The 26349-nt window shown below is 71.5% G+C and carries 23 protein-coding genes and 1 tRNA gene; 10 read left to right on the plus strand and 14 right to left on the minus strand.

The features are described from left to right. Positions 1 to 118 precede the first annotated feature (118 nt). Positions 119 to 583 carry a redox-sensitive transcriptional activator SoxR gene (gene soxR, locus F6X68_RS08700; protein WP_151453771.1) on the plus strand — a complete coding sequence of 155 codons (465 nt, stop codon included), beginning with the start codon at positions 119 to 121 and terminating at the stop codon, positions 581 to 583. Positions 584 to 624: 41 nt separating this feature from the next. On the opposite strand, the gene F6X68_RS08705 is transcribed toward soxR, so the two are convergent. Next, complete coding sequence (locus F6X68_RS08705) at positions 625 to 1602, minus strand: NAD(P)H-quinone oxidoreductase (protein ID WP_151453772.1); 978 nt, start codon at positions 1600 to 1602, stop codon at positions 625 to 627. Positions 1603 to 1611: 9 nt separating this feature from the next. After that, entirely contained in the window at positions 1612 to 2163 is a 552-nt protein-coding gene (locus F6X68_RS08710; protein WP_151453773.1) for an AAA family ATPase, read from the minus strand. An 84-nt stretch (positions 2164 to 2247) separates the two neighbouring features. On the opposite strand from F6X68_RS08710, the gene F6X68_RS08715 reads away from it, so the two are divergent. After that, positions 2248 to 2334 (plus strand) — tRNA-Ser (locus F6X68_RS08715). A gap of 38 nt (positions 2335 to 2372) precedes the next feature. Here F6X68_RS08715 and F6X68_RS08720 read toward each other — a convergent pair. After that, positions 2373 to 2891, minus strand: coding sequence for a hypothetical protein (locus tag F6X68_RS08720; protein ID WP_151453774.1), 519 nt, complete (start codon positions 2889 to 2891; stop codon positions 2373 to 2375). 59 nt (positions 2892 to 2950) lie between these two features. Further along, positions 2951 to 3754 carry a cyclase family protein gene (locus F6X68_RS08725; protein WP_151453775.1) on the minus strand — a complete coding sequence of 268 codons (804 nt, stop codon included), beginning with the start codon at positions 3752 to 3754 and terminating at the stop codon, positions 2951 to 2953. A gap of 239 nt (positions 3755 to 3993) precedes the next feature. Here F6X68_RS08725 and F6X68_RS08730 point away from each other — a divergent pair, with 239 nt between their 5' ends. Both F6X68_RS08730 and F6X68_RS08735 read left to right on the plus strand, forming a co-directional pair. Continuing rightward, positions 3994 to 5463, plus strand: a complete 1470-nt coding sequence (locus F6X68_RS08730) for a circularly permuted type 2 ATP-grasp protein (RefSeq protein WP_151453776.1) — start codon at positions 3994 to 3996, stop codon at positions 5461 to 5463. Positions 5464 to 5480: 17 nt separating this feature from the next. Then, the gene (locus F6X68_RS08735) at positions 5481 to 6308 is read left to right on the plus strand and encodes a PhzF family phenazine biosynthesis protein (protein WP_151453777.1); all 828 of its coding nucleotides are present in this window, start codon (positions 5481 to 5483) and stop codon (positions 6306 to 6308) included. Here the strand turns inward: F6X68_RS08735 and F6X68_RS08740 are convergent. From F6X68_RS08740 to F6X68_RS08770, 7 genes are all read right to left on the minus strand, one after another. Beyond that, positions 6298 to 7605, minus strand: coding sequence for an MFS transporter (locus F6X68_RS08740; RefSeq protein ID WP_151453778.1), 1308 nt, complete (start codon positions 7603 to 7605; stop codon positions 6298 to 6300). The genes F6X68_RS08735 and F6X68_RS08740 overlap by 11 nt on opposite strands. Before the next feature lie 26 nt (positions 7606 to 7631). Beyond that, on the minus strand, positions 7632 to 8993 hold the full coding sequence (locus F6X68_RS08745) for a hypothetical protein (RefSeq protein WP_151453779.1): 1362 nt from the start codon (positions 8991 to 8993) through the stop codon (positions 7632 to 7634). A 78-nt stretch (positions 8994 to 9071) separates the two neighbouring features. Further along, positions 9072 to 10337, minus strand: coding sequence for a hypothetical protein (locus F6X68_RS08750; protein WP_151453780.1), 1266 nt, complete (start codon positions 10335 to 10337; stop codon positions 9072 to 9074). 8 nt (positions 10338 to 10345) lie between these two features. Continuing rightward, complete coding sequence (locus tag F6X68_RS08755) at positions 10346 to 11191, minus strand: aspartyl/asparaginyl beta-hydroxylase domain-containing protein (RefSeq protein ID WP_151453781.1); 846 nt, start codon at positions 11189 to 11191, stop codon at positions 10346 to 10348. 65 nt (positions 11192 to 11256) lie between these two features. Beyond that, positions 11257 to 12384, minus strand: a complete 1128-nt coding sequence (locus F6X68_RS08760) for a DUF6421 family protein (protein ID WP_151453782.1) — start codon at positions 12382 to 12384, stop codon at positions 11257 to 11259. Between the two features lie 100 nt (positions 12385 to 12484). Continuing rightward, complete coding sequence (locus F6X68_RS08765; RefSeq protein WP_151453783.1) at positions 12485 to 13285, minus strand: DUF6202 family protein; 801 nt, start codon at positions 13283 to 13285, stop codon at positions 12485 to 12487. Between the two features lie 230 nt (positions 13286 to 13515). Then, entirely contained in the window at positions 13516 to 14946 is a 1431-nt protein-coding gene (locus tag F6X68_RS08770; RefSeq protein WP_151453784.1) for an FAD-dependent oxidoreductase, read from the minus strand. Between the two features lie 341 nt (positions 14947 to 15287). Here F6X68_RS08770 and F6X68_RS08775 point away from each other — a divergent pair, with 341 nt between their 5' ends. The 3 genes from F6X68_RS08775 (at position 15288) to F6X68_RS08785 (ending at position 18590) form a co-directional block, all read left to right on the plus strand. Beyond that, complete coding sequence (locus F6X68_RS08775; RefSeq protein WP_151453785.1) at positions 15288 to 16685, plus strand: FAD-binding oxidoreductase; 1398 nt, start codon at positions 15288 to 15290, stop codon at positions 16683 to 16685. Positions 16686 to 16727: 42 nt separating this feature from the next. Then, positions 16728 to 17966 (plus strand): ATP-grasp domain-containing protein, encoded by a 1239-nt coding sequence (locus F6X68_RS08780; RefSeq protein ID WP_225852085.1) that lies wholly within the window; start codon positions 16728 to 16730, stop codon positions 17964 to 17966. Between the two features lie 90 nt (positions 17967 to 18056). Then, entirely contained in the window at positions 18057 to 18590 is a 534-nt protein-coding gene (locus F6X68_RS08785; protein WP_151453786.1) for a YbhB/YbcL family Raf kinase inhibitor-like protein, read from the plus strand. A gap of 18 nt (positions 18591 to 18608) precedes the next feature. On the opposite strand, the gene F6X68_RS08790 is transcribed toward F6X68_RS08785, so the two are convergent. Then, the gene (locus F6X68_RS08790) at positions 18609 to 19319 is read right to left on the minus strand and encodes a class I SAM-dependent methyltransferase (protein ID WP_121397542.1); all 711 of its coding nucleotides are present in this window, start codon (positions 19317 to 19319) and stop codon (positions 18609 to 18611) included. A gap of 212 nt (positions 19320 to 19531) precedes the next feature. Between F6X68_RS08790 and F6X68_RS08795 the strand changes: the two genes are divergently transcribed. Beyond that, on the plus strand, positions 19532 to 21352 hold the full coding sequence (locus F6X68_RS08795) for a hypothetical protein (RefSeq protein WP_151453787.1): 1821 nt from the start codon (positions 19532 to 19534) through the stop codon (positions 21350 to 21352). 24 nt (positions 21353 to 21376) lie between these two features. Here the strand turns inward: F6X68_RS08795 and F6X68_RS08800 are convergent, their stop codons facing one another. Next, positions 21377 to 22159, minus strand: a complete 783-nt coding sequence (locus tag F6X68_RS08800; RefSeq protein WP_151453797.1) for an IucA/IucC family C-terminal-domain containing protein — start codon at positions 22157 to 22159, stop codon at positions 21377 to 21379. 295 nt (positions 22160 to 22454) lie between these two features. On the opposite strand from F6X68_RS08800, the gene F6X68_RS08805 reads away from it, so the two are divergent. Then, positions 22455 to 23972 carry a peptide deformylase gene (locus F6X68_RS08805; RefSeq protein ID WP_151453798.1) on the plus strand — a complete coding sequence of 506 codons (1518 nt, stop codon included), beginning with the start codon at positions 22455 to 22457 and terminating at the stop codon, positions 23970 to 23972. Between the two features lie 164 nt (positions 23973 to 24136). Here F6X68_RS08805 and F6X68_RS08810 read toward each other — a convergent pair whose 3' ends face one another. Continuing rightward, positions 24137 to 25255 carry a globin domain-containing protein gene (locus F6X68_RS08810; RefSeq protein WP_151453788.1) on the minus strand — a complete coding sequence of 373 codons (1119 nt, stop codon included), beginning with the start codon at positions 25253 to 25255 and terminating at the stop codon, positions 24137 to 24139. 194 nt (positions 25256 to 25449) lie between these two features. Between F6X68_RS08810 and F6X68_RS08815 the strand changes: the two genes are divergently transcribed. After that, entirely contained in the window at positions 25450 to 26184 is a 735-nt protein-coding gene (locus tag F6X68_RS08815) for a CPBP family intramembrane glutamic endopeptidase (protein ID WP_370518921.1), read from the plus strand. Positions 26185 to 26349: the final 165 nt, after the last annotated feature.

Raw genomic sequence — 26349 nt, forward strand, 5'->3', positions numbered from 1 at the left:
TAAGAGACAGGTGGGGTCACGGGGTGGCGCGGCGGTCGGGGCCGGACCCGCGCTGGCGGTGGTCGTGGTCATGCCGCTAGCCTGCAAGTTGAAGCCCACTTCAACTCAAGGCGACGTGATGCACGAGTCTCTGACCATCGGCCAGCTCTCCACCCGCAGCGGCGTCGCGCCCTCGGCGCTGCGCTACTACGAGCGGCTCGGGCTGATCCGGGCGGAGCGGACGGGCGGCAACCAGCGCCGCTACGCCCGCACCGAACTGCGCCGGGTGGCGTTCGTCCGGATCTCCCAGCAGGTCGGCATCTCGCTGGAGGAGATCCGGGAGGCGCTGGACTCCCTGCCCGCGTCCCGCACGCCCAGCGCGGAGGACTGGGCGCGGCTCTCCGCGACCTGGCGGGAGCGGCTGAACGAGAAGATCCGGCTGATGACGAAGCTCCGCGACGACCTCGACGGCTGCATCGGCTGCGGCTGCCTGTCCCTGCAACGCTGCATGCTCAACAACCCTGGCGACTCGCTCGCCGGCGAGGGCCCTGGCGCCCGCCTCGTGCTTCCCCGCGAGGTCGCGGATCCGACGCCGACACCCTGACCCGCCGGGCCAAGCCCGTCCCCGCCGGGGCGGACCGCGCGTCAGCCGGTCGTGAGCAGCACCTTGCCGACGTGGTCGTTGGACTCGACCAGCCGGTGCGCCTGGGCCGCCTCGGCCATCGGCACCCGCCGGTCCACGACCGGCCGGACCGCCCCCGACTCGATTAGCGGCCACACCTGCTCGCGGACGCCGCGCACGATCTCCGCCTTCTCCTCCAGCGGCCGGGACCGCAGCGCGGTGGCCGCGATCGTGCCCCGCTTGGCCAGCAGCGCCGAGAGATCCAGCTCGCCCTTGCGGCCGCCCTGCATGCCGATCACCACCAGCCGGCCGCCCGTGGCCAGCGCCGCCACGTTCCGGGGCAGGTAGGCGGCGCCCATGATGTCGAGGATGACGTCGGCGCCCCGGCCGTCGGTGACCCGCCGGACCTCCTCGACGAAGTCCTGCTCCCGGTAGTCGATCGTGTGCGCCGCCCCCAGCTCACGCAGCCGCTCGTGCTTCGCGGCGCGGGCGGTGACCGCCACGGTCGCGCCCAACGCCACCGCGAGCTGGATCGCGAAGGTGCCGATCCCGCTGCCGCCGCCGTGCAGCAGCAGCGTCTCGCCCCTGCCGAGCCGGGCCACCTGCACCACGTTCGACCAGACCGTGCAGGCGACCTCGGGCAGCGCCGCCGCGTCGACCACGTCGACGCCGGCCGGCACGGGCAGGAGCTGCCCGGCCGGCACCGCGACCCGCTCCGCGTAGCCGCCGCCGGCCAGCAGCGCGCAGACCTCCCGGCCCACCTCCCAGCCGGCCACGTCGGGACCGATCGCGCTGATCACCCCGGAGCACTCCAGCCCGGGGTACGCGGGCGCGCCCGGCGGCGGCGGGTAGTGCCCCTGCCGTTGCAGCAGGTCGGCCCGGTTGACCGCGCTGGCCCGCACGTCGACGACCACCTCGCCCGGGCCGGGCTCGGGATCGGGCACCTCGCTCCAGACCAGTGCGTCGGGTCCGCCGGGCTCCGGGACAGTCATCGCGCGCATGTTCCGTGTCTACCCCATCCGCCCGTCGGTCCACGCCCGGGCCAGGATCTCGTCCACCGTCCGCGCCGGGGTCAGCGCCGAGGTGTCCAGCCAGAGCCCGATCCGGGGCGTCTGCGCCCGGAAGTCCGCGTCCAGGTCGGCGACCGGCCAGTCCCCGTACCCCTTCTTCTCCCGCGCCTCCTCGCGGGCGGCGACGGCCTCGGGGCTCGGCGCGAGCACCACGACCGCCAGCGGCCGGTGCCGGATCCGGTCGACCATCGCCGGCAGCTCCGCGCCGAGGACCACGTCCTGGAGCAGCACGGTGAAGCCGGCGGCGGCGTACCGGTCCGCCGCCGACGCGGCGAGGTCGTAGCGCAGTCGCAACTGCCGCCACGCCTCCGGCGACGGCTCGGCGGTCATCTCCTCACGGCCGCTGACCACCATCCGCCGGAAGACGTCGCCGCGCAGGTGCACCGCGCGGGGCAGCCGCCGGGCCAGCGCCTCGGCCACAGTGGACTTTCCGGCGGCCATGATTCCGCTGATCAGCACCACCGACGGGTTCTCCCACACGCCGTCGATCATGCCAGCGCGGGTGCGGTGCCCGCTCGCCCGCAGCGGGTCCGTGGCAGACTAGGCACGTCGCGCACCCCTTGGGCGCGCGGCCCGGGAGGGTTCGCCTAGTGGCCGATGGCGCTGGTCTTGAAAACCGGTAAGGCAGCGATGTCTTCGTGGGTTCGAATCCCACACCCTCCGCTTCCTGAGCAGCAGAGAGCCTGGGCAACCAGGTGTCGTCAGCAGCGGAGGTAGGTGCCGCACAGCGGCGGCGCGTCGACGCGACAGACCTTCCAGCCGCCGCCGAGGCCCTTCTCCTCCGTGGTGTGGAAGCGCCACCGGTGGGTGGCGCCGGTGAAGGTGACGCTCCCCGTGGAGTCGACCTCCGTGAACCGGAGGTCCACCATCGTCGAGACCGTGCCGTCCGGGTCGGTCTGCCAGTTGGTCGTCTCGACCCGCACGTCGAACGTGACCTGCGACTCGACCTGTTTACGCAGGTCGCGAGCCTGCCGAAACAACTCGTCCTGATTGTCGCCGCACAGGCACCGGTTGATGTCGGGGTTCTCGTCCGGCTGGAAGACCGCCAGGAGGTACGCCTCGGCCGCCGCAGCGGGCGTCTTCTCGCCCCGCCCCGCCTCGATCGCCCTCGTCACCGCCTGCCTGACCGGCGCGCCGATGCAGGCGATCGCGAAGGCGACGGCGGCGGCGATCGTCGCGCGGCGACGCCACTGACGAGCGGTGAGAGGCATCTCGAGCACCGGGCGAGACTACGTGCCCGAGCGACGACGGGCGGGGGCGCGAGGCGGTCGGGCGCGTGTCACACGACGGCCAGCGGGCGTACGGGCGAGCCCGTGCCTCCGACGATCGGCAGCGGGGCGAGGACGAACAGGAACTCGCTCACGCCGGCCTCCGCCAGCGAGTCCAGCCGCAGGTGCTCGACGATGTAGATGCCCGCCTCCACCAGCAGCAGGCGGTGGACCGGTAGCACCCGGAACCCGGCGCCGGCAGGGATCTGCTCGTAGGCGGTGGTGTCCGCGCCCGTCAGGGCGACCCCGTGCTCCGCGAGCCAGCCCGCGCCGGAGGGGTCGACGCCGGGCACCCCCGTGTCGAGACCCAGGTAGGCCGCCGGGTCCGACCAGTGCCGGGCCCAGCCGGTACGCACCAGCGCCACGTCGCCCTCGGTCAGCCGCACACCGGTACGCCGCAGGCACCGTTCGAGGTCGTCGGCGGTCACGCCGTACCCGCCGGGAAGGACGTCGACTTCGTGGGCCGCGGCGACGTCCAGCAGCACCCCCCGCCGGACGAGCGGCGGAATGGTCTCGGCGCCGTGTACGCCGAACCGGCCACCCGACTGCGCCTCGGCGGCGTCGTGGCCACCGTGCAGCAACCCGTCCTGCGAGATGTGCGACAGCGCGTCGACGTGCGTCCCGACGTGCGCGCCGGTGACGATCAGCTCGCCGGCCGACGAACCGCCGTCGGCACGCACCACGTCGCCGTGCCGGCGGAGCAGGGCCAGGCGGAACCCGGGATGGTTCGGCGCGCAGGGCATCCCCTCCTCGAACGGCTGGCTGAGGTCGTGGATGGTGACGCCCGCGGCGACGGCGTCCAGGAGTGCGGTCATGGCGGTGGTCCTGTCTCTACGAGGGTGACGGATGCGTACCGGGCCGATTCCGGGTGCGGGTCTGGGGTGATGATTCCCCGTAATGGCTCCGCCACGTGTCCGGCACGGGTCACGCGACGAAATCGAGATTGCAACGGCCGATGTCGTCGCCGTCGCGTGTGAAGCGGGACCAGCCGACGGCCGGTCACTGTACTCGGCGACCCCGGACCGGTCGACCCCTGAAATGTTCGACACTTACCGTGTCTGCAATCAATACCGCGAGTTCGCCCCTGCCCGCCAAGCCGCTCGTGCCGTACACTCGCATCCGATTCAATAGCGAGTCGGGCGAAGGGGTGCGGTTCACGGTGCGACACGACAATTCGGACTGCAATTTCGCGGAATTGAACGCGCCGCTGGTGGCCGCGCTTCAGGCCGAGCCGGCGCGGTCCGCGCTCGTCGCGGCAGCGCCGTCGGTACGGCGCTTCATGGACGATCTCGGTGCCACCCGGATGCGGTTCATCCCCTATCCGCTGGTCATCGACCGGGACGAGTTCGACCGGATGGCGGAGGCGGCCTGCGCCATGATCGAGGCGCAGACGGCGGTGATCCGCGAGTTCCTCCGGTCGGGGCCTCCCGAGAAACTGTTGACGGAATTCGGCCTGCCCGCCGAGATCGCGCCCTTCGTCAATTGGGAACAACTGGATTCCGTCGAGCAGGTCTTCGCCCGTGTCGACGTCCTGCCGACTCCGTCCGGATATCAGTTCTGTGAATTCAACATCGACTCGTCGATTTCCGGATTCGAGTTCCACGACTGCTATCAGGTGATGGGTGAGGCGGTCGACATTCCGTGGCTCGCCGGCACGCCGCGGCCTGAGGAACAGATCGCGGACGTCGTCATCAGGGCTTTCCACCAGGGCAGTTTCGACCGGGTGGTGGTGTGTGACTGGTCGAGCCGCATCGGGGTCGGCTACTTCGGCTTCGAGTTGCTGACCGAGACGCTGCGCCGGCGCCTGCCCGACGTGCCGGTCGAGCTGGTCTTCCACGCCGACTATCCGGAGCGGTGGCTCGATCCGGCAGCCGGAAAGCGCACCCTGGTCTATCGCGGCTTCATGCACGAGGACATGGACGACGACTACGACTTCATCACCCGGCTGGTCGGCAGCGGCGCCTCCGTGATCAACCTCTTCGAGGCCGAGATCCGCACGCACAAGCGCTGGTTGGCGATGCTCTGGGAGGAGCGCTTCGCCAGCCTGCTGCCCGAAGGCGTGCGCGACATGGTCGCCCGGTACGTGCCCCACACCGTCTCGGTGACCCCGGAGAACCGTGACCGCCTGCTGGCGGACCGCGCCGAGTACGTGTTCAAGTTCGGGCACTCGTCCGGCGGGCACGACGTCCTGCTCGGCGCCGACCACGACGCGGACACGATCGCCGCCCGGCTGGCCGAACGCGGCCCCGACGGCTGGCTCGCCCAGCGCCGCGTGCAGCTCGCCGAGTGCCGGTTCGCCCCCGAGGCCGATGCCGAGCCGGTGCCCCACCACGTGGTGCTCGGGCTCTACGTGCTCGGCGGCGAGTGCTCCGGCATGAACATCCGCGCCGACCGGGGCTCGGCCGTGGTCAACATCCACCAGTCGGCGGCCAGCGGCTGGGCCATCCCCATGGACGCCGACGAACGGCGACAGCTCATCGAGCGCGTGCGGGCGATCGGGCCGGCGGCCCGCGAACGACACTGACACCAGTTGGAGGCACGATGGAAATTCCCCTGTACCAGGTCGACGCGTTCACCGATCGGGTGTTCTTCGGCAATCCGGCCGCGGTCTGCCCTCTGGACGAGTGGCTCAGCGACGAGGTGATGCAGGCGATCGGCCTGGAGAACAACCTCGCGGAGACCGCGTTCATCATCGACCGGGGCGACAGCTTCGCGCTGCGCTGGTTCACGCCGTCGATGGAGGTCGACCTGTGCGGGCACGCCACGCTCGCCGCGGCCCACGTGGTGCTGAACCACCTGCGGCCCGAGTGGGACGAGGTCACCTTCCACTCCAACACGGGTCCCCTCGTCGTCAGCCGTACCCCGGAGGGACAGTTCGTGATGTCCTTCCCCGCGTTGCCGCGCGAGCGGGTCGACCCGCCGGAGGCCCTGCTCGCCGGGCTGTCGATCACGCCCACCGCGGTCTACGGGGGCATGGACTACATGGCGGTCTACGACAACGAGGAGGACCTGCGCGCGATCGAACCCGACCAGCGGATGCTCGGGACCCTCGACCGGCGCGCGGTGGTCGTGACGGCCCCCGGCATCTCCTCCGACTTCGTCGCCCGCTTCTTCGGCCCCAAGCAGTCGATCCCGGAGGACCAGTTCACCGGGTCGGCCCACTGCATGCTGATCCCCTACTGGGCGGAGGCGCTGGGCAGGACCAGCCTGACCTCCCGGCAGTTCTCTCCCCGGCTCGGCAAGACGCTGACCATCCACGCCAACTGCGAGCTGCGCGGCGACCGGGTCATCCTGGGCGGGTCGACGCGCCAGTACCTCGCCGGCGTCATCACGCTGGACGACGACGAGGTCGCCCGGCTCAGTCGCTGAGCTGCCGTGCCTCCGGCCGCGCCCCGTCGGCCGCCGCCCCTCCGGGCGGCGGCTCCGGGGCCGGCTCGGGCTCGGACTCGGGCTCGGTGGGCATCTCCACCACCCGACGCAGCGGCGAGAAGTACAGCGGGACGATGGAGACGAGTTCGCCCGCGACCGCGAGCGCGAGGGTCTGGCGGACGCCGATCACGTTCGCGACCAGCCCGGCGACCGACGCGCCCAGCGGGATCACGCCCCAGACCAGGAACCGCATCGTCGCGCTCAACCGCGCCTGCATGCCCGGCGCGCACAGGGCCTGCCGGACCGACAGTTGCAGGATGTTGGAGACGACGATGCATCCCGAGGCGATGCCGTAGCCGATGCCGGCGACGATCAGCCAGCCACCGCTGCGCGCGAACGGCAGCGGAATCGAGGCGATCCCCGCCAGCACGCACGCGCCGAGGACCGTCGGCCCGACGCCGAAGCGCCGGGACAGCCGGACCGCCGAGAGCGCGCCGAGGGTCGCGCCGGCACCGGCGCCGGAGAAGATGATCCCGATGTACGCCGACGGCAGCCGCAGCACCGACGCCAGCAGCAGCAGGAACATGGTGGTGGTCGCGATGTTGCAGAAGTTGTACGTCGAGCTGCGGATCGCCATCACCCGGAACATCGGCACCCGCAGCACGTACCTGATGCCGTCGCGCACGTCCCGGACCAGCGTGGTGTTGCGTGCCGGCGGGGCCGCCGCCGCCCCGGTCACCCGGATCCGGCTGAGCAGCACGGTGGCGATGCCGAAGCAGACGGCCGCCGCGCCGAGGACGTACGACGACGTGGCCAGCGCCAACAGGAAGCCGGCGATGGCGGGGCCGGTGATCTCCGCCAGCGAGAGGGTGAACTCCACCCGCGAGTTGGCGCCGGGCAGCAGCTGCCGGTCGACGATCCGCGGCAGGACGCTCTGGTAGGAGATCCCCAGGAAGACCGTGCACAGGCTCCCCGCGAACATCAACGCGTACAGCGCGGGCATGGTGAGGTTGCCGGCCAGCGCCAGTGCCGCGACGACCCCGAAGACGGCCGTACGGCCCAGGCTGGAAAACACCAGGACCCGTTCCCCGCGCCGGCGGTCGATCCACGCGCCGGCCGGTAGTCCGAGGAGCAGGAAGCCCAGGAACTCGCAGGTCACCAGGAAACCGACCTGTGCCGGTGTGGCGTTCAGGGTCTTCACGGCGAACAGCGGAATGACGACCGTCGCCACCTCGAAGCCGAACTGGCTGACGGTCTCGGCGCTCCACAGCAGGCGGAAGTTCTTCTTCAGGGTGATCTCCTACCCGTGACCGGCGGCGATGTTCAGGCCCCCGGGTGCAGCAGCACCGGTGCCAGCAGGACGTTCGAGATGCCTCGGACCACGGTCCCCGGCACCGTGGTCAGGCGGCAGGTGAAGCCGGTGTGCCCACCGGGCCCGTAGTGCATCCCCCACACCGCGTACCAGTCCCGTTCCGTGACGCCGTCGGTGTCGAAGCCCGGCTCCGCCCGCTGGACGACCCTCCGTTGCAGGATGTGGCGACCGCTCTCGGCCGCCGCGGCGAGCGCCGCCCGCCACGTCTCGTCGTCGACCGTCCAGCCGGCCACCGTGCCCTCGCCACGGGCCAGGGTGGTGGGTTTCAGGATGGTGTCCGCCCGGTCGCCGACGAAGCCGGTCAGGTCGGTGGCCGTGTCGACGTGGGTCGTCTCGGGAAGGACGCGCCGCAACGCGGCGCGTTCGCCGTCGGTCAGCGCGTCCTGCACCTCGGGGAGCCACACCAGGGCGAGGCACGCCTTGCTGTTGTACATGTCGTGCACCGGCGAGGTGGCCATCGGCGGCAGGGCGGAGCCCGGCTCCGGATGCAGCCGCTGCCAGGCCGCCACGGGGTCCGGCTCCTCCGCGAGTTCCGTCAGGTTGAACAACCGCAGCAGGTGGGTCACCCCGGCGACGTGGCCGGCGACGCTGCCGTCCGGCTCGTGCAGGTCCGCGACCTCCGCCAGGCGGGTCCGCAGCGGACGATCGGAGTACGCCTCCAGGCACTCGCCCAGGGGACGCCAGTCGCCGGCCCACTCCGCGAGGGCGCCGGTCGCCTCGACCATCAGCACCTCCGCCTGCCCGGGCGCCTCGGCGTCGTGCCCCGTACGCGTGGTCTCCACCGTGCGCAGCAGGTCGAGCAGGGCGGTGATGGGGTCGAGGTGTCGCAGTCCGTGCCGCTCGGCGAAGGGCCGGAAGGCCGGCTCCGCCATGACGGCGGGGAGCCAGGCGGTGCGTTCGGCACCGCCGACGGCGGGGCTCAGGCCCAGCTCCAGGACCTTGAAGCCGGTCCCGTCGTGGATCAGGTCGGCGCGGCCGTACGGCACCAGGGCGGGCAGGTCGGTTCCGGCCAACAGCGGGCGCAGCACCTCCGGCACGTCGGTCAGCGCGCCGAACGCGGCCGTGCTGCCACCCGCGAGCAGGTGCGGCAGCCGCCCCACGACGTCGAGCAGCACCGTGAAGTCGGCGTAGAACGACGTGAGCTCCCGCTCGTCGACGAACATCACCCGGTGGAAGCTCTGTGCCTCGATGTCGGGCCCCAGCACCCGTCCGGCGGTGCGCGCCGGCAGATCCGGCGGCAGCTCACCGTCGCGTATCGCCCGCAGGTAGTCCGTCGCCGGGTCCTGCGACGCCGACCGGTGCGGCGCGCTCATGCGGCTGCCTCCCGCGTGGCGGCGGCCCGCCGGCGGGCGCGTGCGGTGCCGCCGACGGTCAGCCGTGGCGTGCGCTGGTCAGGCCGACAGGAACAGGGCACCCGCTGCCTCCAGTTCGCGTAGCTGGCGGTAGTCATCCGAGATCGTCTCCGGGCTCTCGTGGACCAGGAAGACCAGGCCCGGGGTCGTGTACGAGTTGACGGTGACCTGCAACGGGTCGCCGGTCTCCAGGTAGGTGTCGACGGTGTGGAAGGACGGCAGCCCGCGCAGCAGGCGCAGATCGTAGCCGGCGAGGGTCCCCGAGTGGCGGGACAGCAACTGCACCATGGCGGCGTGCCGGCGGAGCACGGGACGCCAGCCCTCGCGGACCCGGGCGGCGAAGCGGTCCGGGGCCACGATCGTCTCGGCCACCAACTGCACCGCGTTGGTGCCCGTCGCCTCGGTCAGTTGCGAGATGTCGATCGAGCCCATGAACCGGGCGCCGGTCTCGACGAGCACCGGCTCACCGGCGATCATCATGACCTCCGTGTGCGCCGTCCCCTCGCGGATGTCCAGGGCGTCGAGCACGGTCCCGACGAAGCCGTGCAGCTGGTCGAAGACGGCATCGCGCGGATCGACGAGCCGTTCCAGGTCGTAGAGCGCCGTACCGCCCTCGTGCCGCTTCCTGGTGTGCCAGATGTCCGAGACGACGTACCCGCCCCCCGCCGACACGGTGTTGACGGCGTACTCGTCGCCGGTCATGAACGGCTGGACGAGCAGTTCCCCGATCGGGTCGCCGAACACGTCAGGTGCGCCCAGCCAGCTCTTGAACGCGGTGTCGAGGTCCGCCTCGGAGCGGCACCGCAGGAAGCCGAAGCTGCCGGAACTGGCTCGGGGCTTGACGACGGCGTCGCCGAGCCAGCCCCCCGCGCGCAGCCACTCCGCCGCCTCGTCGCGGGAGGCGGTGCTCAGGTGCGGGATGACGGCGACGCCCCCGGCCGCCGCGGCGCGTGCCATGTGGTGCTTGTCGCGGCGGCACCGGGTCGTCGCCGGGTCGTTGCCGGGCACGCCGAGCGCCCTGGCCAGCTGGTCACCCAGCTCGACCCCGGTCTCGGCGCCGGCCACCACGCTGCGCGCGCGCAGGCCCGCCCGGTCGAGCCGGTCGACGATCGTGCTGACGTCGCCGTCGTGGAGGTAGTTGTCGAGATAGGCGTGGTCGACGCCGGTACGCAGGAGGAACTGCGGCAGGTCCGGGTCGCTCTGCACGTGCACCGCGCCGAAGCCGTAACCGGCGAGGGCCGGCGCGAGCGCGTTGGCCGTCGAGTACCCGTCCACGACGACACAGACTTGGCTGGCGTGTCGCATGATCCGCCTCAGGACTCTCGGGCCAGCAGGAAGTACGTCCGCATCGGGGGGATCATGTCGAGCCGCGCGGCCACGGGCGAGTGCTGGGCCGCCCCCTCCAGCAGGTCGAACACGTTGTCCGGGGTGATGTCCCGGGTGAACATCGTCTTGATGGCGATCTTCAGGAAGTCCCGGTAGTTGGTGGTGTCCATGAGCACCCCGGCGCGCTCGAACGCGGCGAGTTCCTCCTGGTCGATCGGCTGCCGCGCGACCTGGTGGGTGCTCGGGATGCTGGGCGACTGGACCTCGCCGGTGAAGCAGGCGGCGAGCGAGTCGGCCTCGAAGTCGAGGACGAGGTGGGTGCGGTCCTTCGTCCACCCGGAGACCGCGCTGTGGGCCTGGGTGGCGTCGAGGAACCAGATCTCACCGACGTTCATGTGGTAGAGCGTCGAGTTGTGCGAGCTGACGCAGGACTCGTGGGTCTCCAGCGGAAGGTGGATCCGGATCAGGTTGCTGTCGAGTTCGAGGTAGTCCCGGTGCGGCACGAGCGCGCTGCCGGGGGTCAGCCGGGCGAGCCGGCCGTACTTGAGGCGGGACATGTCGAACAGCTCACCCACCAGGTGCCGCACGTACGGCAGGCGCTGGCCCAGGTCGGTGACGACGGCCGGGCCCTCGAACGGGTCGAGTCCCGCGTCGAGGCCGAGGCCCGTGCCGTTCCACACCGCGCAACTCTTCCAGGCGCCGCAGACGAAGTCGCTGTACTTGTCCGTGTAGGGAAACGACGCCATGGTGTCGAGGTCCGTGGCGAGGCTGTCGGCGTCGATGTCGCACGTGCCGAGGATGCCGGTTTCGGTCGAGTTCATAACGGTGGTCATGGTCGGTACCTTCCAGCGGGGTGAGGGGCGGAGCCGCACGTCGTCGGGAGGGCGGCCGGCGTGACTCACACGCCGAGTCGCTCCTTGAGCTCGGCGAAGAAGGGCACGTGGAGGAACTCCCGCTTCTCCTCGTCGTACCGGGTGTACCGGCGGGTGAAGTCGATCAGTCCCGCGCGGGCGGCCTCGACCCCCTCGGTCAGGACGACGTCCTCCAGCTCGGTGATCTCGGTGACGAGCGTGCTCAGCGCCTCGGGCAGGCTCGGCAGGAGCCGGATCCGCCCCTCGTCGATAGTCAGGGCGCCCTGCCCGCGCAGGTAGTTGAAGAGCAGTTGCGACGCGATCGCGTCGTAGTTCGGCTTCGGGATCCCCTCGACCGAGTACCGCAGCAGCCGTTCGGCCAGGACGAACTCGAAGGTCAGCGCGGCGAGCTCACGATCGATGTCGGCGTCGTCGAGGCAGACCAGCATCGACTTGACGTCGACCCGCATCTCCTCCAGGCCGGCCAGCGGCTTGTAGCTCTTCGCGGACAGGAACTGCGGGATCGGCATGCTGCCCGTGCGGTGGTGGAACTCGTGCAGCCGTACCCAGGAACCGGCGGCCCGCTCGACGCCGGAGTCGTCGACGCCGGACAGCAGCGGGAACGAGCCCGGGACCATGGCGGCGTCGATGAGCCGGCGGGTGAGGCGGTGCCGGGCGACGAACTTGTCGATGAAGTAGAAGATCAGGTCGTCCGGTTCCTGGCGCCCGTCGATGTGGTTCTCCGGGAAGAGCGCCACGACGACCCGACTGTCGAAGCCGGCGCTGTGCCGGAGCAGGTTGACCGGCATCGTCGGGCTCGGGTAGCGGTCCACCAGCACGGGGTCGGACGGGATGGGCTCGTACTCCAGGTAGTCCAGACCGAGGGTCGGGAAGTACGCGGCCGAGAACACGGACAGGAGCCTGTTGTCGGCCCGCGAGTTGATGTGCCGCTTCGTGGCCGTGAGCTGCGGCGTGTCGTGTGCGCCGGACAGGTCCTCGACGAGTGCCCTGGCCACGGGCTGGGCACCGAGCGACGCCGAGTCGGCGATCCAACCGGCCAGCCGGCGCAGCGCCTCCGGCGATCCGGGCTCGGTCTCGCGCTGGTAGCGGGCACGCAGCTCGTTCACTTCGTTGACGACGGCGTCTGTTTCCACTGTTGGCAGGGACGATCGCATGGCAGCTCCTTTCCTCGGAACCGGATGACTCCGGCGGTCGCCACCACGGGCCCGGGGCGTCGTCGGTGGCGGCCGTCAGTGCCGTTCTCGGTTGGTCGCGCTACGACAGGTCCCGGGCGAAGTCGTCCAGCAGGTCCGCCCACGCCGGGACGTACGACTCCGCGAGCGCGACGAAGTGCTCCGCCTCGGCCGGGGTGGAGACCAGGTGACTCATACCGGCCTCGTCGTCGCTGACGGACGCGGCGTGGCCCGTCTCCGCCCGGATGTGCGAGTCGATCCAGGCGTAGTCGCGCTGCTCGGGGAGGACCTGGCGACCATCCACGGTGACCTTGCCGTACAGGCGCCGGAACGCGACCGCGATGTCGAGGGCGATGGTCTCCACGACACGGAGCTGGACCGCGCCACCCAGCTCCTCGGCCGCCATGGAGTCCATGACGTCGAGGATGCGGGTCAGCGCGGCGGATTCGGCGGGCGCGTCCGCGCTGCCCAGGGCCGAGCGCAGCGGCGCGCAGATCGTGTCCGCCCACCACAGGTAGTGGACACCGTCCACACCCTCCGGCGCGACCTCCGCGAAGGCCGCCGCCCGATTGTCCAGATCGTCCCCGATGACTCGGTACGCCATCTGATACGCTCCGAGTACCTCTCGACTCACTGTGTAGTCGCGAGCCAGGCGTCGCCCGTGGGCACCGAGGCTGGAGATGGTGGTGAACATGAACGCCTGAGTGGTCCGCTGCCACTTCTCCGCGATGCGCAGCGCACCGGCGGGGCTCACCGAGGTGGCCTCCTTCGCGCCCGCGAAGAACCGGTTGTTGCGTCGGGTGAGGCCTGCCTCGTCGATCAGTCGATCGATGGTGGCGTCGGCCTGCACACGGAGGTCGGTCAGGTCGAGTGCGGTGGTCATCGTGCCCTCCTCGCTTGTAGGGACCAGGCGGAGTGCTCCCCGAAGCCCGCCAGGACAGGCCGATGTCGACGAAGGTCATCGAGTCGACGCGGGCCTATGATCATCGAATCTGGTGTATCGCGCAACGGGAAGACGGCCGAACCCCTGTGCTGCCCCCTAAGCGGGTGGCGACCCCTCGTGCGTTGCCTCAGGAGCGGGTAGTAGTTCCCGCCAGTTAAGCGTGACCAGCGTCAACTCGACGCGAGCGACGGTACGGCGCGGGCCAGACCGCTGTCCGGCTCGTCGGCGTCCACGAACGGCGCCGCCAGTCGCTCCGGCACCCCCATGTTGCGCGCGAAGATCCCGAGCCGGCGCTGCCAGGCGGGCACATCGGTCGGTGGCGCGATCGGCACGGTGCCGCGGGCGACCAGCTCGGCGTACTCGTCGCGATCCGCGTTGCCGGTGGCGATCGAGTGCCGGAGGGCCGCCTCCAGGTCGCGCTGGGCGTTGACGACGCACATCGTCCACTTGAGCAGGACGGTCGCGGTGCAACCGGGTGCGACGTCGAGCACCCCGGCGTTGCGCCGCAGCCGCGACGAGTCGGTGGTGTTGATCGCCACCTTGAGGTGGGCGGACACCACCTCCGCGCCGCGCACCTCCGGATACCACTGGCTGAGCTGACGGAGCGCCAGCTGAGCGCGCTCGGCCGCCTCGGGGTGACCGTTGCGCAGGAAGTGCCGGAAGTCGTCGGGCAGCGCGTAGGTCGTCGGGTCGACGCGGTGCACCGCGATGTGCGCCGCCGGCGGGTAGTAGACGAGCGCGGTGTCCTGGCTGAAGGGACTGAACATGCCGCCGTACTCGTCCTCGAGCTTCAGGCACGTGTAGTTCTTCGTGGTGCGCTCGGGCAGCTCGACGAAGAGGATCTGGCGCAGCGCCATGTAGATGGGGGGCAGCGCGAGCGACGGGTTGAGACGGCGCGCGATCGCCGGGGTCTCGGTGGCGGCACAGAGGGCGACCTGGTCGCCGACGATCGTCTGCCGCGCGCCGTCCTCGACGTACTCCACCTCGTAGGTGCCGTCGGAGCGGCGGCTCACCCCGGTCACGTCGGCGCCACCGCGTACCTCGACGCCGCTGCGGCGCAGCTCCTGGTCGAGCAGCGCGGTGACCACGACCGGGTTGATGCCCCGTTGCGGAGTGACGAAGGCGGCGCCGACGTCGGCGACCCCGTCCGGCGCGGGGATCTCGCGGCAGACCTGCTCCGGCGCGCCGAACAACGAGTTGGCCGGGTCCTCGGCGCAGAGCTGCGCGTAACGGTCCTGGATGACCCGCATGTTCTCCCGGCACTGGCCGATGATGTCGGTGCCGCTGTCCTGCATGGCCTGGGAGGCGATGACCCGGCTGTGGTCCTTGCCACCGAAGACGAGGTCGGGGAAGAAGCGTTCGTTGACCAGGCGCCCGTCGAAGCAGTCCCGGGCGCTCTGCGGATCGAACGGATACTCGGCACCGCTGTGGTTCTCGCTGACGATGTTGCTGGCCCCCGTGCAGATCGGGTGGGCCTCAGGCGAGCGGGCCTCGGCCCGCTCCAGCAGAAGGACCCGGTATCCCGCGCGGCTACGCATGATCGCGGTCAGGCAGCCCGCGATACCTCCGCCGATCACGATGTGCAGCTCGGTTCGCTTCACTCTGTCAATCCCTCTGTCATGGGCAACGATCCTTTGCCGCAACACGAGCTGAACCAGGTCCCGGTTTCGACACCGTGCCCGGCCGGACAGCGCGTCCTGCTGCGGATCTTGGGGTGGAAGAGCGGTGAGGTGGCAGGCCGGGGGACGTTGGCTGGAGGAGGGGTGCCCTCGTTGGCGGTAGACGGTAACAAACTTCGATCAACCCCGGAAGGATCTTCCGATAGGACAGGGGTTCGAGCGACCGGGCCCGCTCACACCGCTCTCACCAGCGCCGATACCGGATCGGGGGCGCCCACGTTCGCGCTCCGGAGCGGGTGACGCCGATCTGTACCCTCTCTGCCATGTCTGGTTCCCCCCTCGTCAACGACCTGCGTGCGGCGCTCGGCGACGCCGTGCTGACCGACCCCGACCTGCTCCGGATGCACCGCAAGGACGAGGCCGATCTGTGCGAGGCCGGCACCCCGCTGGTCGTCGTCCGTCCACGTCGCACGGCCGATGTGGTCGAGGCGGTGACGATCGCCGGGCGGTACGGCGTGCCGGTGGTGCCGCAGGGGGCGCGTACTGGGCTGGCGGGCGCGGCGAACGCGGTTGACGGCGCGGTGGTGATCAGCATGGTCGCGATGGACGCGGTGCTGGAGATCGACCCGGTCAGCCGGATCGCCGTGGTGCAGCCCGGGGTGGTCAATGCGGCGTTGTCGGCGGAGGTGGCGAAACAGGGGTTGTGGTATCCGCCGGATCCGGGATCGTGGGAGATGTCGACGATCGGTGGGAACGTCTCCACCAACGCGGGTGGCATGTGCTGCGTCAAGTACGGCGTGACCACCGAGTACGTGTTGGGTCTGGAGGTCGTGTTGGCTTCCGGGGAGGTGTTGCGCACTGGTCGGCGTACCGCCAAGGGGGTGGCGGGGTACGACCTCACCCGGCTCTTCGTGGGTTCCGAGGGCACCCTCGGGGTGATCACGGAGGTGACGGTGGCGCTGCGGCCCGCGCCGGCGGAGTCGCTGACCATGGTGGCGGTCTTCCCGACCACCGCCGCCGCCGGTCGGGCGGTCGCCCGGATCGCTGAACACGGACTCACCCCCAGCCTGCTGGAACTGATCGACCGCACGTACCTGCGGGCGATCGAGGCGTACCGGCCGATGGGCCTGCGTACCGACGTCGAGGCGCTGCTGCTGGCGTCGGCGGACACCGGACCCCAGGCCGCCGGGGACCTGGCGCGGCTCGCCGAGCTGTGCGAGGCGGCCGGCGCCGACGAGATCCACACGGCCACCGACGCCGTGGAGGCGGCGGCCCTGTTGCAGGCCCGCCGGCTGGGGCACGCGGCGATGGAGAAGTTCGCCAGGGAGTCGTTCCCCGCCGGCAACGGTGGGATGGTGATCGACGACGTGGCGGTGCCCCGGGCGGCGTTGGCAGCGCTGCTCGACGGGGTGGCCCGGATCGCGGCGGAGTGCGACGTGACCATCGGCGTGGTCGGCCACGCCGGCGACGGCAACATGCACCCGAACATCGTGGTGGACCGGGCCGACCCGGCGAGCCTCGAACGCGGCCGGCGCGCGTTCGACGAGATCATGCGCCTCGGCCTCGAACTGGGCGGCACCTGCACCGGCGAGCACGGCGTGGGCCTGCTCAAGCGCGACTGGCTGGCCCGCGAGATCGGCCCGGTGAGCCTGCGGGTGCACCAGGCGATCAAGGCCGCCCTGGACCCGGCCGGCCTGCTCAACCCCGGCAAGGTCTTCTGATGCCCGCCACCCTCCGGCGGGCCGTACGGAGATGAGGAGAGCGTGCCGACCATAGCCATCGTCGACGGATACTCCACAGGCAGCGCGCTGAGTCGGGCGCTGGCCGAGCGAGGGGTGACCTGCGTCCACGTACGCAGCGGCGAGTCCCTGTACGACTACTACCTGAAGACGTTCCGCCCCGGCGACTACGCGGTCGACCTCGGCTTCGTCGCCGACGAGGACCACCTCGTGGACCGGCTACGGGCGCTCGGCGTCGACCGGGTCGTCGCGGGCACCGAGCCGGGGGTGGTCCTCGCCGACACGCTCAACCACCTGCTCGGTACGCCCGGCAACGACATCGCCACGGTCACCGCGCGGCGCGACAAGTCGGCGATGGCGGCGACCGTGGCCGCCGCCGGTCTCGCCGTGCCCGCCGGCCGGTGCTTCGAGTCCGTGGACCAGGCGGTCGCCTGGTACGCGACCAGCCTGTCCGGCCCGGCCGTCGTCAAGCCCGTGGACGGCGCGGGCACCGACAACGTGCGGTTCTGCGAGAGTCTCGACGAGGTGCGCCTCGCCTGCGCGACGGTCCTGGCCTCGGTCAACCTGTACGGCGTACCGAATCGACGGGTGCTGGTCCAGGAGCGGCTCGTCGGGACCGAGTTCTACGTCAACACGGTCTCGTACGCGGGCAGGCACCGGGTCGCCGAGATCTGGCGGTACACGAAACGGCCGGGCCCGGGCGGCGGTCCCATCTACGACTACGAGGAGCCGGTCGACCGGGGCTCGGCCCTGGCCCGGCAGCTCCGTGAGTTCGTCTTCGGGGTGCTCGACGCGCTCGGTGTCCGGTCCTCGGCGGCACACACCGAGCTCATGCTCACCGACCGGGGGCCGGTGCTGATCGAGGCCGGGGCCCGACTCGGGGGAGCGACCCTGCCCGACGTGGTGGCGAAGTTCTGCGGTGTGTCGCAGACCTTCCTGCAGGCCCAGCACCTCGTCGATCCGGCGTTGCTCGACCAGTTCGACGACCGTACGCCGGGCTGGGCCGCCGCCGTTCGGAACGTGTCGCTGATCAACCCGGTCCCCGTCGCCGCGCAGGCGGGGGACTGGTACGCCCGGCTGTCGGAGCTGCCGGCGGCCGTGGCGATCGCCGCGCGCTGCTCCCCCGGGGCCGAACTGCCGCAGACCGTCGACCTGTTCAGCTCGCCCGGCTACCTCTATCTCGCCGCGGAGGATCCGGCCGAGGTCGAGCGGAGCTACGAGATGTTGCGCCGCTGGGAACGGCACGGCCTGTACGGGAGCTGACCCTGCGCGCCCGGCGCTGCCGGTTCGATCGCGGGTGCCGACGGGGTAAGAAGGTGCGGAGGAACAACCGCTCACCGGAAGGACCCCCCGATGACCCTGGAACGACCGATCGCCCCGGACCCGTACGAGCTGCTGCCGACCGTTGCGTCGTTCACGCTGACCAGTGACGACGTGCAGAACGGCGAGCCGATGGACGCCGCGTACGCCCACGGCAGCGTCGGGGGCGACAACATCTCGCCGCAGCTCGCCTGGTCCGGCTTCCCGGCCGAGACCAAGGGCTTCGTGGTGACCTGCCTCGACCCGGACGCGCCGACGGGCAGCGGCTTCTGGCACTGGGTCCTGGTCAACCTGCCGGCCGACGTGACGCGGCTGCCGCGCGGCGCGGCCGGCGACGACCTCGGCGGCGCCTTCACGGTCCGCAACGACTACGGCGACCGGGGCTACGGCGGCGCCGCCCCACCGGCAGGCGACCGGCCGCACCGCTACGTGTTCGCGGTGCACGCCTTGGACGTGGAGCGCCTCCACGTCACCCCTGCCGCGACCCCCGCCGTGGTCGGCTTCAACCTGGCCTTCCACACCCTGGCCCGCGCCGTGATCCGCCCCACCTACCAGGTCAAGGAGTAACCCGGAGCGGGCCCGGCCTCAGGAGGGGACCCGGGCCACCGCGAAGACCGACTGGCCGAACGGGGGGAGGACGCGCTGTTCCGCCGCCTTGGTGGCGGGGAGCACGAGGGTGTCGTAGACCTTGACCATCGGGCCCTCCTTCGGCATCAGCCGGAAGACCTTGGTCGCCATGAAGTAGCCGATCAGGCCGAGCGCGTTCGCGTAGTGGATCTTCTCCACCGTCAGGCCGGCGTCGGTCATCGCGGCGGCCAGGGTCTTCTTCGTGTAGCGCCGCACGTGGCCGGTGGCGATGTCCGCCGGACTCATCGCGAACTGGAAGGCGGGCACGATGATGATGACGTTGCCGCCCGGCCGGACCAGGTCGCGCATGCTGCGCAGCGCGCCCACGTGGTCCTCGATGTGCTCCAGCACGTTGTACGACACGGCGGCGCTGTAGTCGCCCCGGTCGGGGTGCGGCAGCAGCATCTGCCGGACCTCGATGTGGGGCTGGTCGGCCAGCCGCTCCTTCAGCAGGACGAGCCGGTCCGGGTCGGCCTCGGTGGCGGTGAAGCGCGGCAGGTGCTCCGCCCACTCCAGCGCGTAGTCGCCGAGCCCGCTGCCGATCTCGATCGGGTTGTCACCGAGGTACGGCAGGGCCAGCTCGACGAACCAGCGACGGTGGTTGACCGCCGTCGCGAGACCCTCCAGGACCTCGGACTGCACGCGCTGATCCCCAGTGATTTCTGCCATGCGTCGATTCCTCACGATATGAACTCGACCCGCGCCTGGACCGACAGAGTGAATCATCCGCACTGGCAACAGAAAAATCGGGGCACCCGTGGTGGCCGAAATGCGGTCGGGGGTGGGCACGTGATCGGCGGTCGGCGAACCCGGCACATGGTACGCCAGTACCCCGAAACATGTCACCTTGGCGTCATAGCCTGACTACTCTACGAATCGTCATGACTACTCCTGAATCGGGCCTCCCTGCTGGCGAGTCAGGGCCCGGGGCGTCGGTGGACGGGCCCGACCGGGGCGTACGGCCCTGGAAGGGGTGGTGGACGGACGCCGCCGCGGTGGCGAGTTTCGTCGCGCTGGGCTTCTGGGTGACCGCGCGGCTCTGGCTGCGCCCGTCGCACGGCATCCGGGACAACCGCACCGACCAGTCGCAGTTCGAGTGGATGATGGCGCACGGCGCGCGCGTGATGACCGATTTTGTTGATCCATTCACCTCGGGCCGGATGAACGTGCCGGAGACCGTCAATCTGATGGCAAATACGTCCGTATTATCCGTATCTCTGCCAATGACGCCCGTCACACTCCTGCTCGGCACCCGCGCGTCGTTTCTGCTCTTTCTCACCCTGGGCATGATCGCCACGGCGACGGCCTGGTACTTCCTGCTGTCCCGGGTGGTCGTCGGCGCCCGCGGGCCGGCCTGGCTCGGCGCCGCGTTCTGCGCGTACGCCCCGGCGATGATCTCGCACGCCAACGCGCACCCCAACATCGTCTCGCAGTACGTGGTGCCCCTGATCGTCTGGCGCACCCTGCGACTCGCCGAGCCGGGGCGCTGGCTGCGCAACGGGCTGCTGCTCGCGGTTGTCATCGTGTGGCAGGCCTTCCTCAACCTCGAGGTGCTGCTGATGACCGCCATCGGGCTGGGCGTGGTGGTCGGGGCGCTCGCCCTCGGCCGGCCCGAGCTGCGCCGGCGGGCCCGGCCGTTCCTCGCGGGCCTGGCGGTGGCCGCCGTCGTGGCGCTGGTGGTGCTCGCGTACCCGCTCCACGTCCAGTTCTTCGGCCCGGGGGCGTACAACGGGCTGTCCTGGCTGATCCGGGGCTACTCGACGGACCTCGGGTCGTTTGTGGCGTACTCGCGGGAGTCCCTGGCCGGTGACGCCCGCAGCGCGCAGGGGCTGGCGAAGAACCCCACCGAGGAGAACGCCTTCTTCGGCTGGCCGCTGGTGGTGCTCGTCGTCGCCCTGGTCTGGTGGCTGCGCCGGCACGTCGTGGTACGCGGCCTCGCCGTCCTCGCGCTCTTCTTCGGCCTGCTCTCCCTCGGGCGGGAGGTGCAGCTCAACGGCAGGGGGACCGGGATACCCGGCCCGTGGGCGGCGCTGGAGAACCTGCCCGTCCTGCACTCGGTGGTGCCGACCCGGTGGGCGCTGGCGATCACCCCGATCGTCGGGGTGCTGCTCGCCTACGGGGCGGACCACACGCGCGCCCTGGCCGCCCGGCACCCGCGGGCACGCCCGCAGATCCGCTTCGCCACCGCCACGGTGCTGGTCATGGCCCTGCTGCCGATCCTGCCGACCCCGCTGCCCACCACCCGGCTCGACCCCGTGCCCGCCTTCGTCACCTCGGGCGCCTGGCGGCCGTACGCGGACGGCGGGCGGAGCATCGTGACCCTCCCGCTGCCCGACACCCACTACGCCGATCCGCTGCGCTGGTCGGCGCGGACCGGGCTGGACATGCCCATCGCCCGCGGCTACTTCCTCGGCCCGGACACCCGCCCCGGTCGGGACCGGATCGCCCTGTTCTCCGCGCCGCCCCGCCCCACCAGCGAGTTCTTCGCCGAGATCCGGCGGACCGGCGCGGTGCCACCGATCACCCCGCAGGCGCGGGTCGACGCGGTCGGGGACCTGCGGTACTGGCGGGCGGGCGCGGTCGTCCTCGGGCCGCACCGGCAGGCCGACGCGCTGCGCCGGGGCATGACCGAGCTGACCGGCGTCCGCCCCACGTACACCGGTGGGGTCTGGCTCTGGGACGTCCGCCCGCTCACCGACTGACGCCGGGCGGCCCGGAGGCGGCCGTCAGGACTGGCGGACGCAGCAGCCCTGGCAGATCTTGGGCTTGGGGAGGGTGAAGGCCAGGCAGCAGGTGCGCCGCTGCACGGTCGGCTCGCCGTTGGGGCCCGGGACCAGCTCCACCAGGTCGGCGAGGTCGAGCGCGCCGAGCAGCGTCTCGATCGTCTCGACCGACGAGCCGGGCAGGCCGTCGGCGGCCCGGAGGACGCCGTGGGCGATGCCCGAGGCCACCGACCCGAGCAGGGTGCGCGCGCCGATCCGGACCTCGGCCTGGATCGCGGCGACCATCGGGGCCAGGTGGGCGTCGAGCAGCGAGGCCCGGAGCGCCTGGAGCAGTTCCGCCTCGTCCGCGACGACCCGCACCTCGGGCAGCCCGGCGAGCGCCAGCGGGTCGCTCGGCAGCACCGCGACCGTGGTCGAGCGGCGCAGGCCCATGGTGAGCAGCGGTCGGTGGTCCTCGAAGTGGATCAGCACGTCGGCCGGGTCGAGCAGCGGCACCCGTCGGGCCGAGGCCCAGCCGAGCGCCACGGGCAGCGCCGTCCAGTAGCTGTACGACTTCCAGGCCAGCGCGGCGCAGGCGTGCGGGGTGCCGCCCCAGCGCGAGCTGGCCGAGCGCAGGAACTCCGGCAGGAGGGTGCCGTCGACCAGGGTGGTCGCCGGGCGCCAGCCGAACTCGTCGTGCACCAGCAGGCCGGGCGCGAGACCGGGCACGTCGTCGGTGCCGAACATCGCGCGCATGGCGGTGGTGACCGGGGCCAGCGGCGCGGCGGCGGTGTCGCGCTTCGGCATCACCGCTGTCACTGGACTCACCCACCCCGTCGTCGCCGTCGGCGGGCAATCCGCCCGTCGCTGAGCTAAGGCTAGCCTAACCACATCCCGCGAGATAAGGGAAGGCTCGCCTGCGTCGGATCCGGAGGGGCCGGTCACTCCGCCCGTGCGGCCGTACTACCCGGTCATCGGGGCGGAAAACGTCGCCCCAGTATCGACAGCCATCGCTATCTGTCAAGGCTCGTGTCGGCAAGGTGCCAGTTCCGTGTGCGCGTCGCCACAGAACGTGAAACTGATACTCCCGGCCACGAGGAAGCTGATGACCTCACCGCTCGATCGGGCTGCCGACTCCTTCGCCGCCGAGATCGCCCGGCACCGCACGGGGCGGGGGCTGTCCAAGAAGCAGCTCGCCACCCTGATGGGCTTCGACCCGTCGTACGTCAGCCACGTCGAGGGGCGCCGGCACCGCCCCACCGAGGACTTCGCGCGCCGCGCCGAGGCCGTACTGGAGGCCGGCGGCGCGATCTGGCAGCGCTTCAAGGAGTACGACGAGCTGCGGCACGCCCGGGCCGAGCGGGCACACCGGGACCCACCCGTCCCTGGGCAGTGGATGCCGCCCGGCACCGGACTGATCGTCGAGCGGGAACTCGCCACCCTCACCCACCTCGGCGACGCCTACCGCTGCGTCATCCGGCGCGAGCTGTACAACGCCGGCACCGAGCCGGTCACCCGCTACCTGGTGCGGATCGCCGTCGACCGCTACCCCAACGACCCGGGGCGCTCCAACCTGCACCACCGCGAACACCCGCTGACCTTCGCCGAGCTGCGGCTGCGGGCGTACCGGGAGGACGGGGACGAGCGGGAGGCGATGCACTGGCGGGCCAAGCACGACCGCGACGCCTTCAAGGAGCTGTGGCTGCTCTTCGAGAACGCCGACCGGCGCTTCCCCCTCTACCCGGGGGACCGGACCACCATCGAGTACGCGTACTGCGTCGGGCACGACAAGTGGGGCCCCTGGTTCCAGCGGGCGGTCCGGCTGCCCACCCGGCAGATGGCCGTACGCCTGGACCTCCCGGCCGCGGTCGACCCGCAGGTGTGGGGCGCGGAGACCTCGCTCTCGGCGGAGGAGGGCCCGCTGCGCACGCCCGTGACCAGGCGCGAGGACGCCGACCGGGTGATCTTCGACTGGGCGACCGAGGACCCGCCGCTCAACGCGCGGTACCGGTTGCAGTGGCGGTTCCGCGGCCGGCCCGACGTCGAGCCCGAGGAAGCCGGGCGGATCCGGTCCAGCGACCGGATGCGCGGCATCGGCATCGTGCAGCGCGGCGCCGACCTGCTCCGCCAACCGGCCCGGCCGTTCGACCTGCCCCGCGAGGAACGGGAGGCCCGGGACGTCGCCGACCGCCTCGCGGCGACCCTGGTCCGCCTCGACGAGCTGCACCCGTTCCGCAAGGGGGTGGGCATCGCCGCCCCGCAGCTCGGCCTCGGCCGGGCGGTGGCGGTGGTCCGGCCCCCCGACCGGTCGGCCGACCCCGTCGTGCTGCTCAACCCCCGCGTCGTCGACGCCTCTCCCGACAGCGACGAGCAGTACGAGGGGTGCCTCTCCTTCTTCGACCACCGTGGCCTCGTGCCCAGGCCGCTCCGGCTCGACGTGGAGCACGCCCAGTACGACGGCAGCCGGATCATCACCTCGTTCGAATTCGGCATGGCCCGGCTCGTCGCCCACGAGATCGACCACCTGGAGGGGCGGCTCTACGTCGACCGGATGGCGCCGGGGGTGCCGCTGGTGCCGGTCGAGGAGTACCGCGAGACCGGCCGGCCCTGGCGCTACTGACCTGCGCACATCCGCCCCGGCGGCACGACCACGTCCGCCCGGGTGGGAAGGACGGCCGGGCGGACGTGATCGTGCGGGGCGGTGCCGGTCCGCCCGATTGGGGGACCGGGGCGCGTGCCCCAGGGGGCAGGAGCACGCGCCCCGGTATGGGGGGAGGAACGCTTCTAGAGGTTGCCGAAGGTGTCGTAGCGGGTGTTCTCCGGCGGGACGCCGTCCTCGGCGAGCACCCGGAGGGTGGCCCGGACCATGCGGGCGGAACCGGAGACGTAACAGTCGTGCGCCGTCCACGGGCCGTACCGGCTGACCACGTCGGGGATGTCACCCAGCTCGCCGTCGAAGTCGGGATCCTCGCTGCACGCCGGAGTGACCGACAGCCACGGGTGCGCGGCCACCAACTCCTGGAGCCCGGCCAGGCCGTACAGGTCCGCCGCCGTACGGGCGCCGTAGAAGACGTGCACCCAGCGGGTCCGGTTGTAGCCGGCCAACTCCTCCACCAGCGCCTTGATCGGAGCCAGGCCGACGCCGCCCGCCACGCAGAGGATGTCCCGCTCCGAGGAGCGGTCCAGCGTCATCGACCCCATCGGCGCCGCCACCCGGAGCAGGTCGCCGGGCTTGACCCGGCGGACCAGCGCCCCGGACACCCAGCCGGCGCCCTCCGGCGTACGAACGTGGAACTCCAGCAGGTTGTCGTCGTTCGGGGCGTTCGCCACCGAGTAGGTGCGCCACACCCGGGGAAGGTGGCGGGGCACCTCCACGCTGACGTACTGGCCGGCCCGCCACGGCAGCGGATGCTGCAACGCCCGACAGGTCAGCACCGCCGTGTCCCTGCCGTACCGCTCGTGGGTCAGCACCTCCGCGTGCCAGAACGGCGGGTTGTCGTCGGCCGCCGCCCCGGCCAGCATCTTCTCCGTGATCGCCGCGTACGCGTCCCGCCACGCCTGGTCGTACTCCAGGTTCCAGCCGTCGCCGGCGATGCTGCGCAGCGCGTCCAGCAGCGCGACGCCCATGGTCTCGTAGTGCGCCGCCTCGACGTGGTACTTGCGGTGGTCCCGGCCCAGCGAGCGCAGGTACTCGTCGAAGCTCTCCGGGTCGCCGACCGTCTGGGCGGCGGTGACGATCGCCTCCAGGATCCGGTCGCCCTGCCCGGTCATCTCCACCGGGAAGAGCTTGCGCAGCTCGGGGTCGAGCAGGAAGAGCCGGGCGTAGAAGTGACCGCTCAGCCGCTCCCGGTGCTCCTCGACCAGGGTCCAGCTCTCCTTCAGCAGCCTTGCGAAGTCGTCCACGGGGCGCGCTCCTTCTCCTGACGGCGGATCGGGCATCCATAGAATGTCCACGGAGCGTGCCGACCGGTCGCACAGAATGTGCGACCGGCTCGTGAGGCTCGTTCGGGCGGTGCCGCCGGCCGGTGACGTCGGCCCTCGGCGTCGGGCAGAGTGGTGCGGTGACCGTTGAGCTGCAATGCCCGGCGACCCGCCGGATGCTCGGCACCGAGACGCTGCTCGTGCTCGGCCTCTCGCTCGGCCAGTCCGCCGTCTACGCGACGGTGTCGATCGTGGCGAAGCTGACCGCCGACGGGCCGCTGTCGAAGCAGACCGCCGCGCTCAACACGTCGGTGTCACCCCGGCCGTGGCTGGACCTGACGTACCAGCTGCTCGGGATCGTCTTCGCGCTGCTGCCGGTGCTGCTCGCCGTACACCTGCTGGCGCGGGACCCCGGCGATCCGGCGCGGACGCTCGGCCTGGACGCCCGGCGGCCCGGTCAGGACCTGGCCCGCGGCGCCGGCCTGGCCGCGCTGATCGGCCTGCCCGGCCTGGCGCTGTTCTGGGCGGCGGCCCAGCTCGGCGTCAACGCCACCCTGGTGCCGGCCGCGCTGCCCGACCTCTGGTGGACGGTGCCGGTGCTGATCCTCGCCGCCGTGCAGAACTCGGTGCTGGAGGAGGTGATCGTCGTCGGCTACCTGACGACCCGGCTGCGCCAGCTCCAGTGGCGGGTCGGCGCGATCGTGGCGACGAGCGCCCTGCTGCGCGGCTCGTACCACCTCTACCAGGGCTTCGGCGCCTTCCTCGGCAACGTGGTGATGGGCGTCGTGTTCAGCCTCTTCTACCTGCGCACCCGCCGGGTCATGCCGCTGGTCGTCGCGCACACGCTGCTCGACATCGTCGCCTTCCTCGGCTACGCCCTGCTGCCCAGGGAATGGTTCGACTGGCTCTGACGCCCACCAGCCCCTTCTCCCTCCGGGCCTCGTCCCCGCCGTCCCCGCCGTTGCCGCCGTCGGCTGCCGCCGTCGGCTGCCGCCCCGGCAGATTTTGGTCGGAAAGCGCCCCTCCGGGGGCCATTTCTCACCAAGATCTACCAGCGGCCCGCGTCCTTCCCCGCC

This window comes from Micromonospora sp. AMSO12t (assembly GCF_008806585.1).
Classification (GTDB): domain Bacteria; phylum Actinomycetota; class Actinomycetes; order Mycobacteriales; family Micromonosporaceae; genus Micromonospora; species Micromonospora reichwaldensis.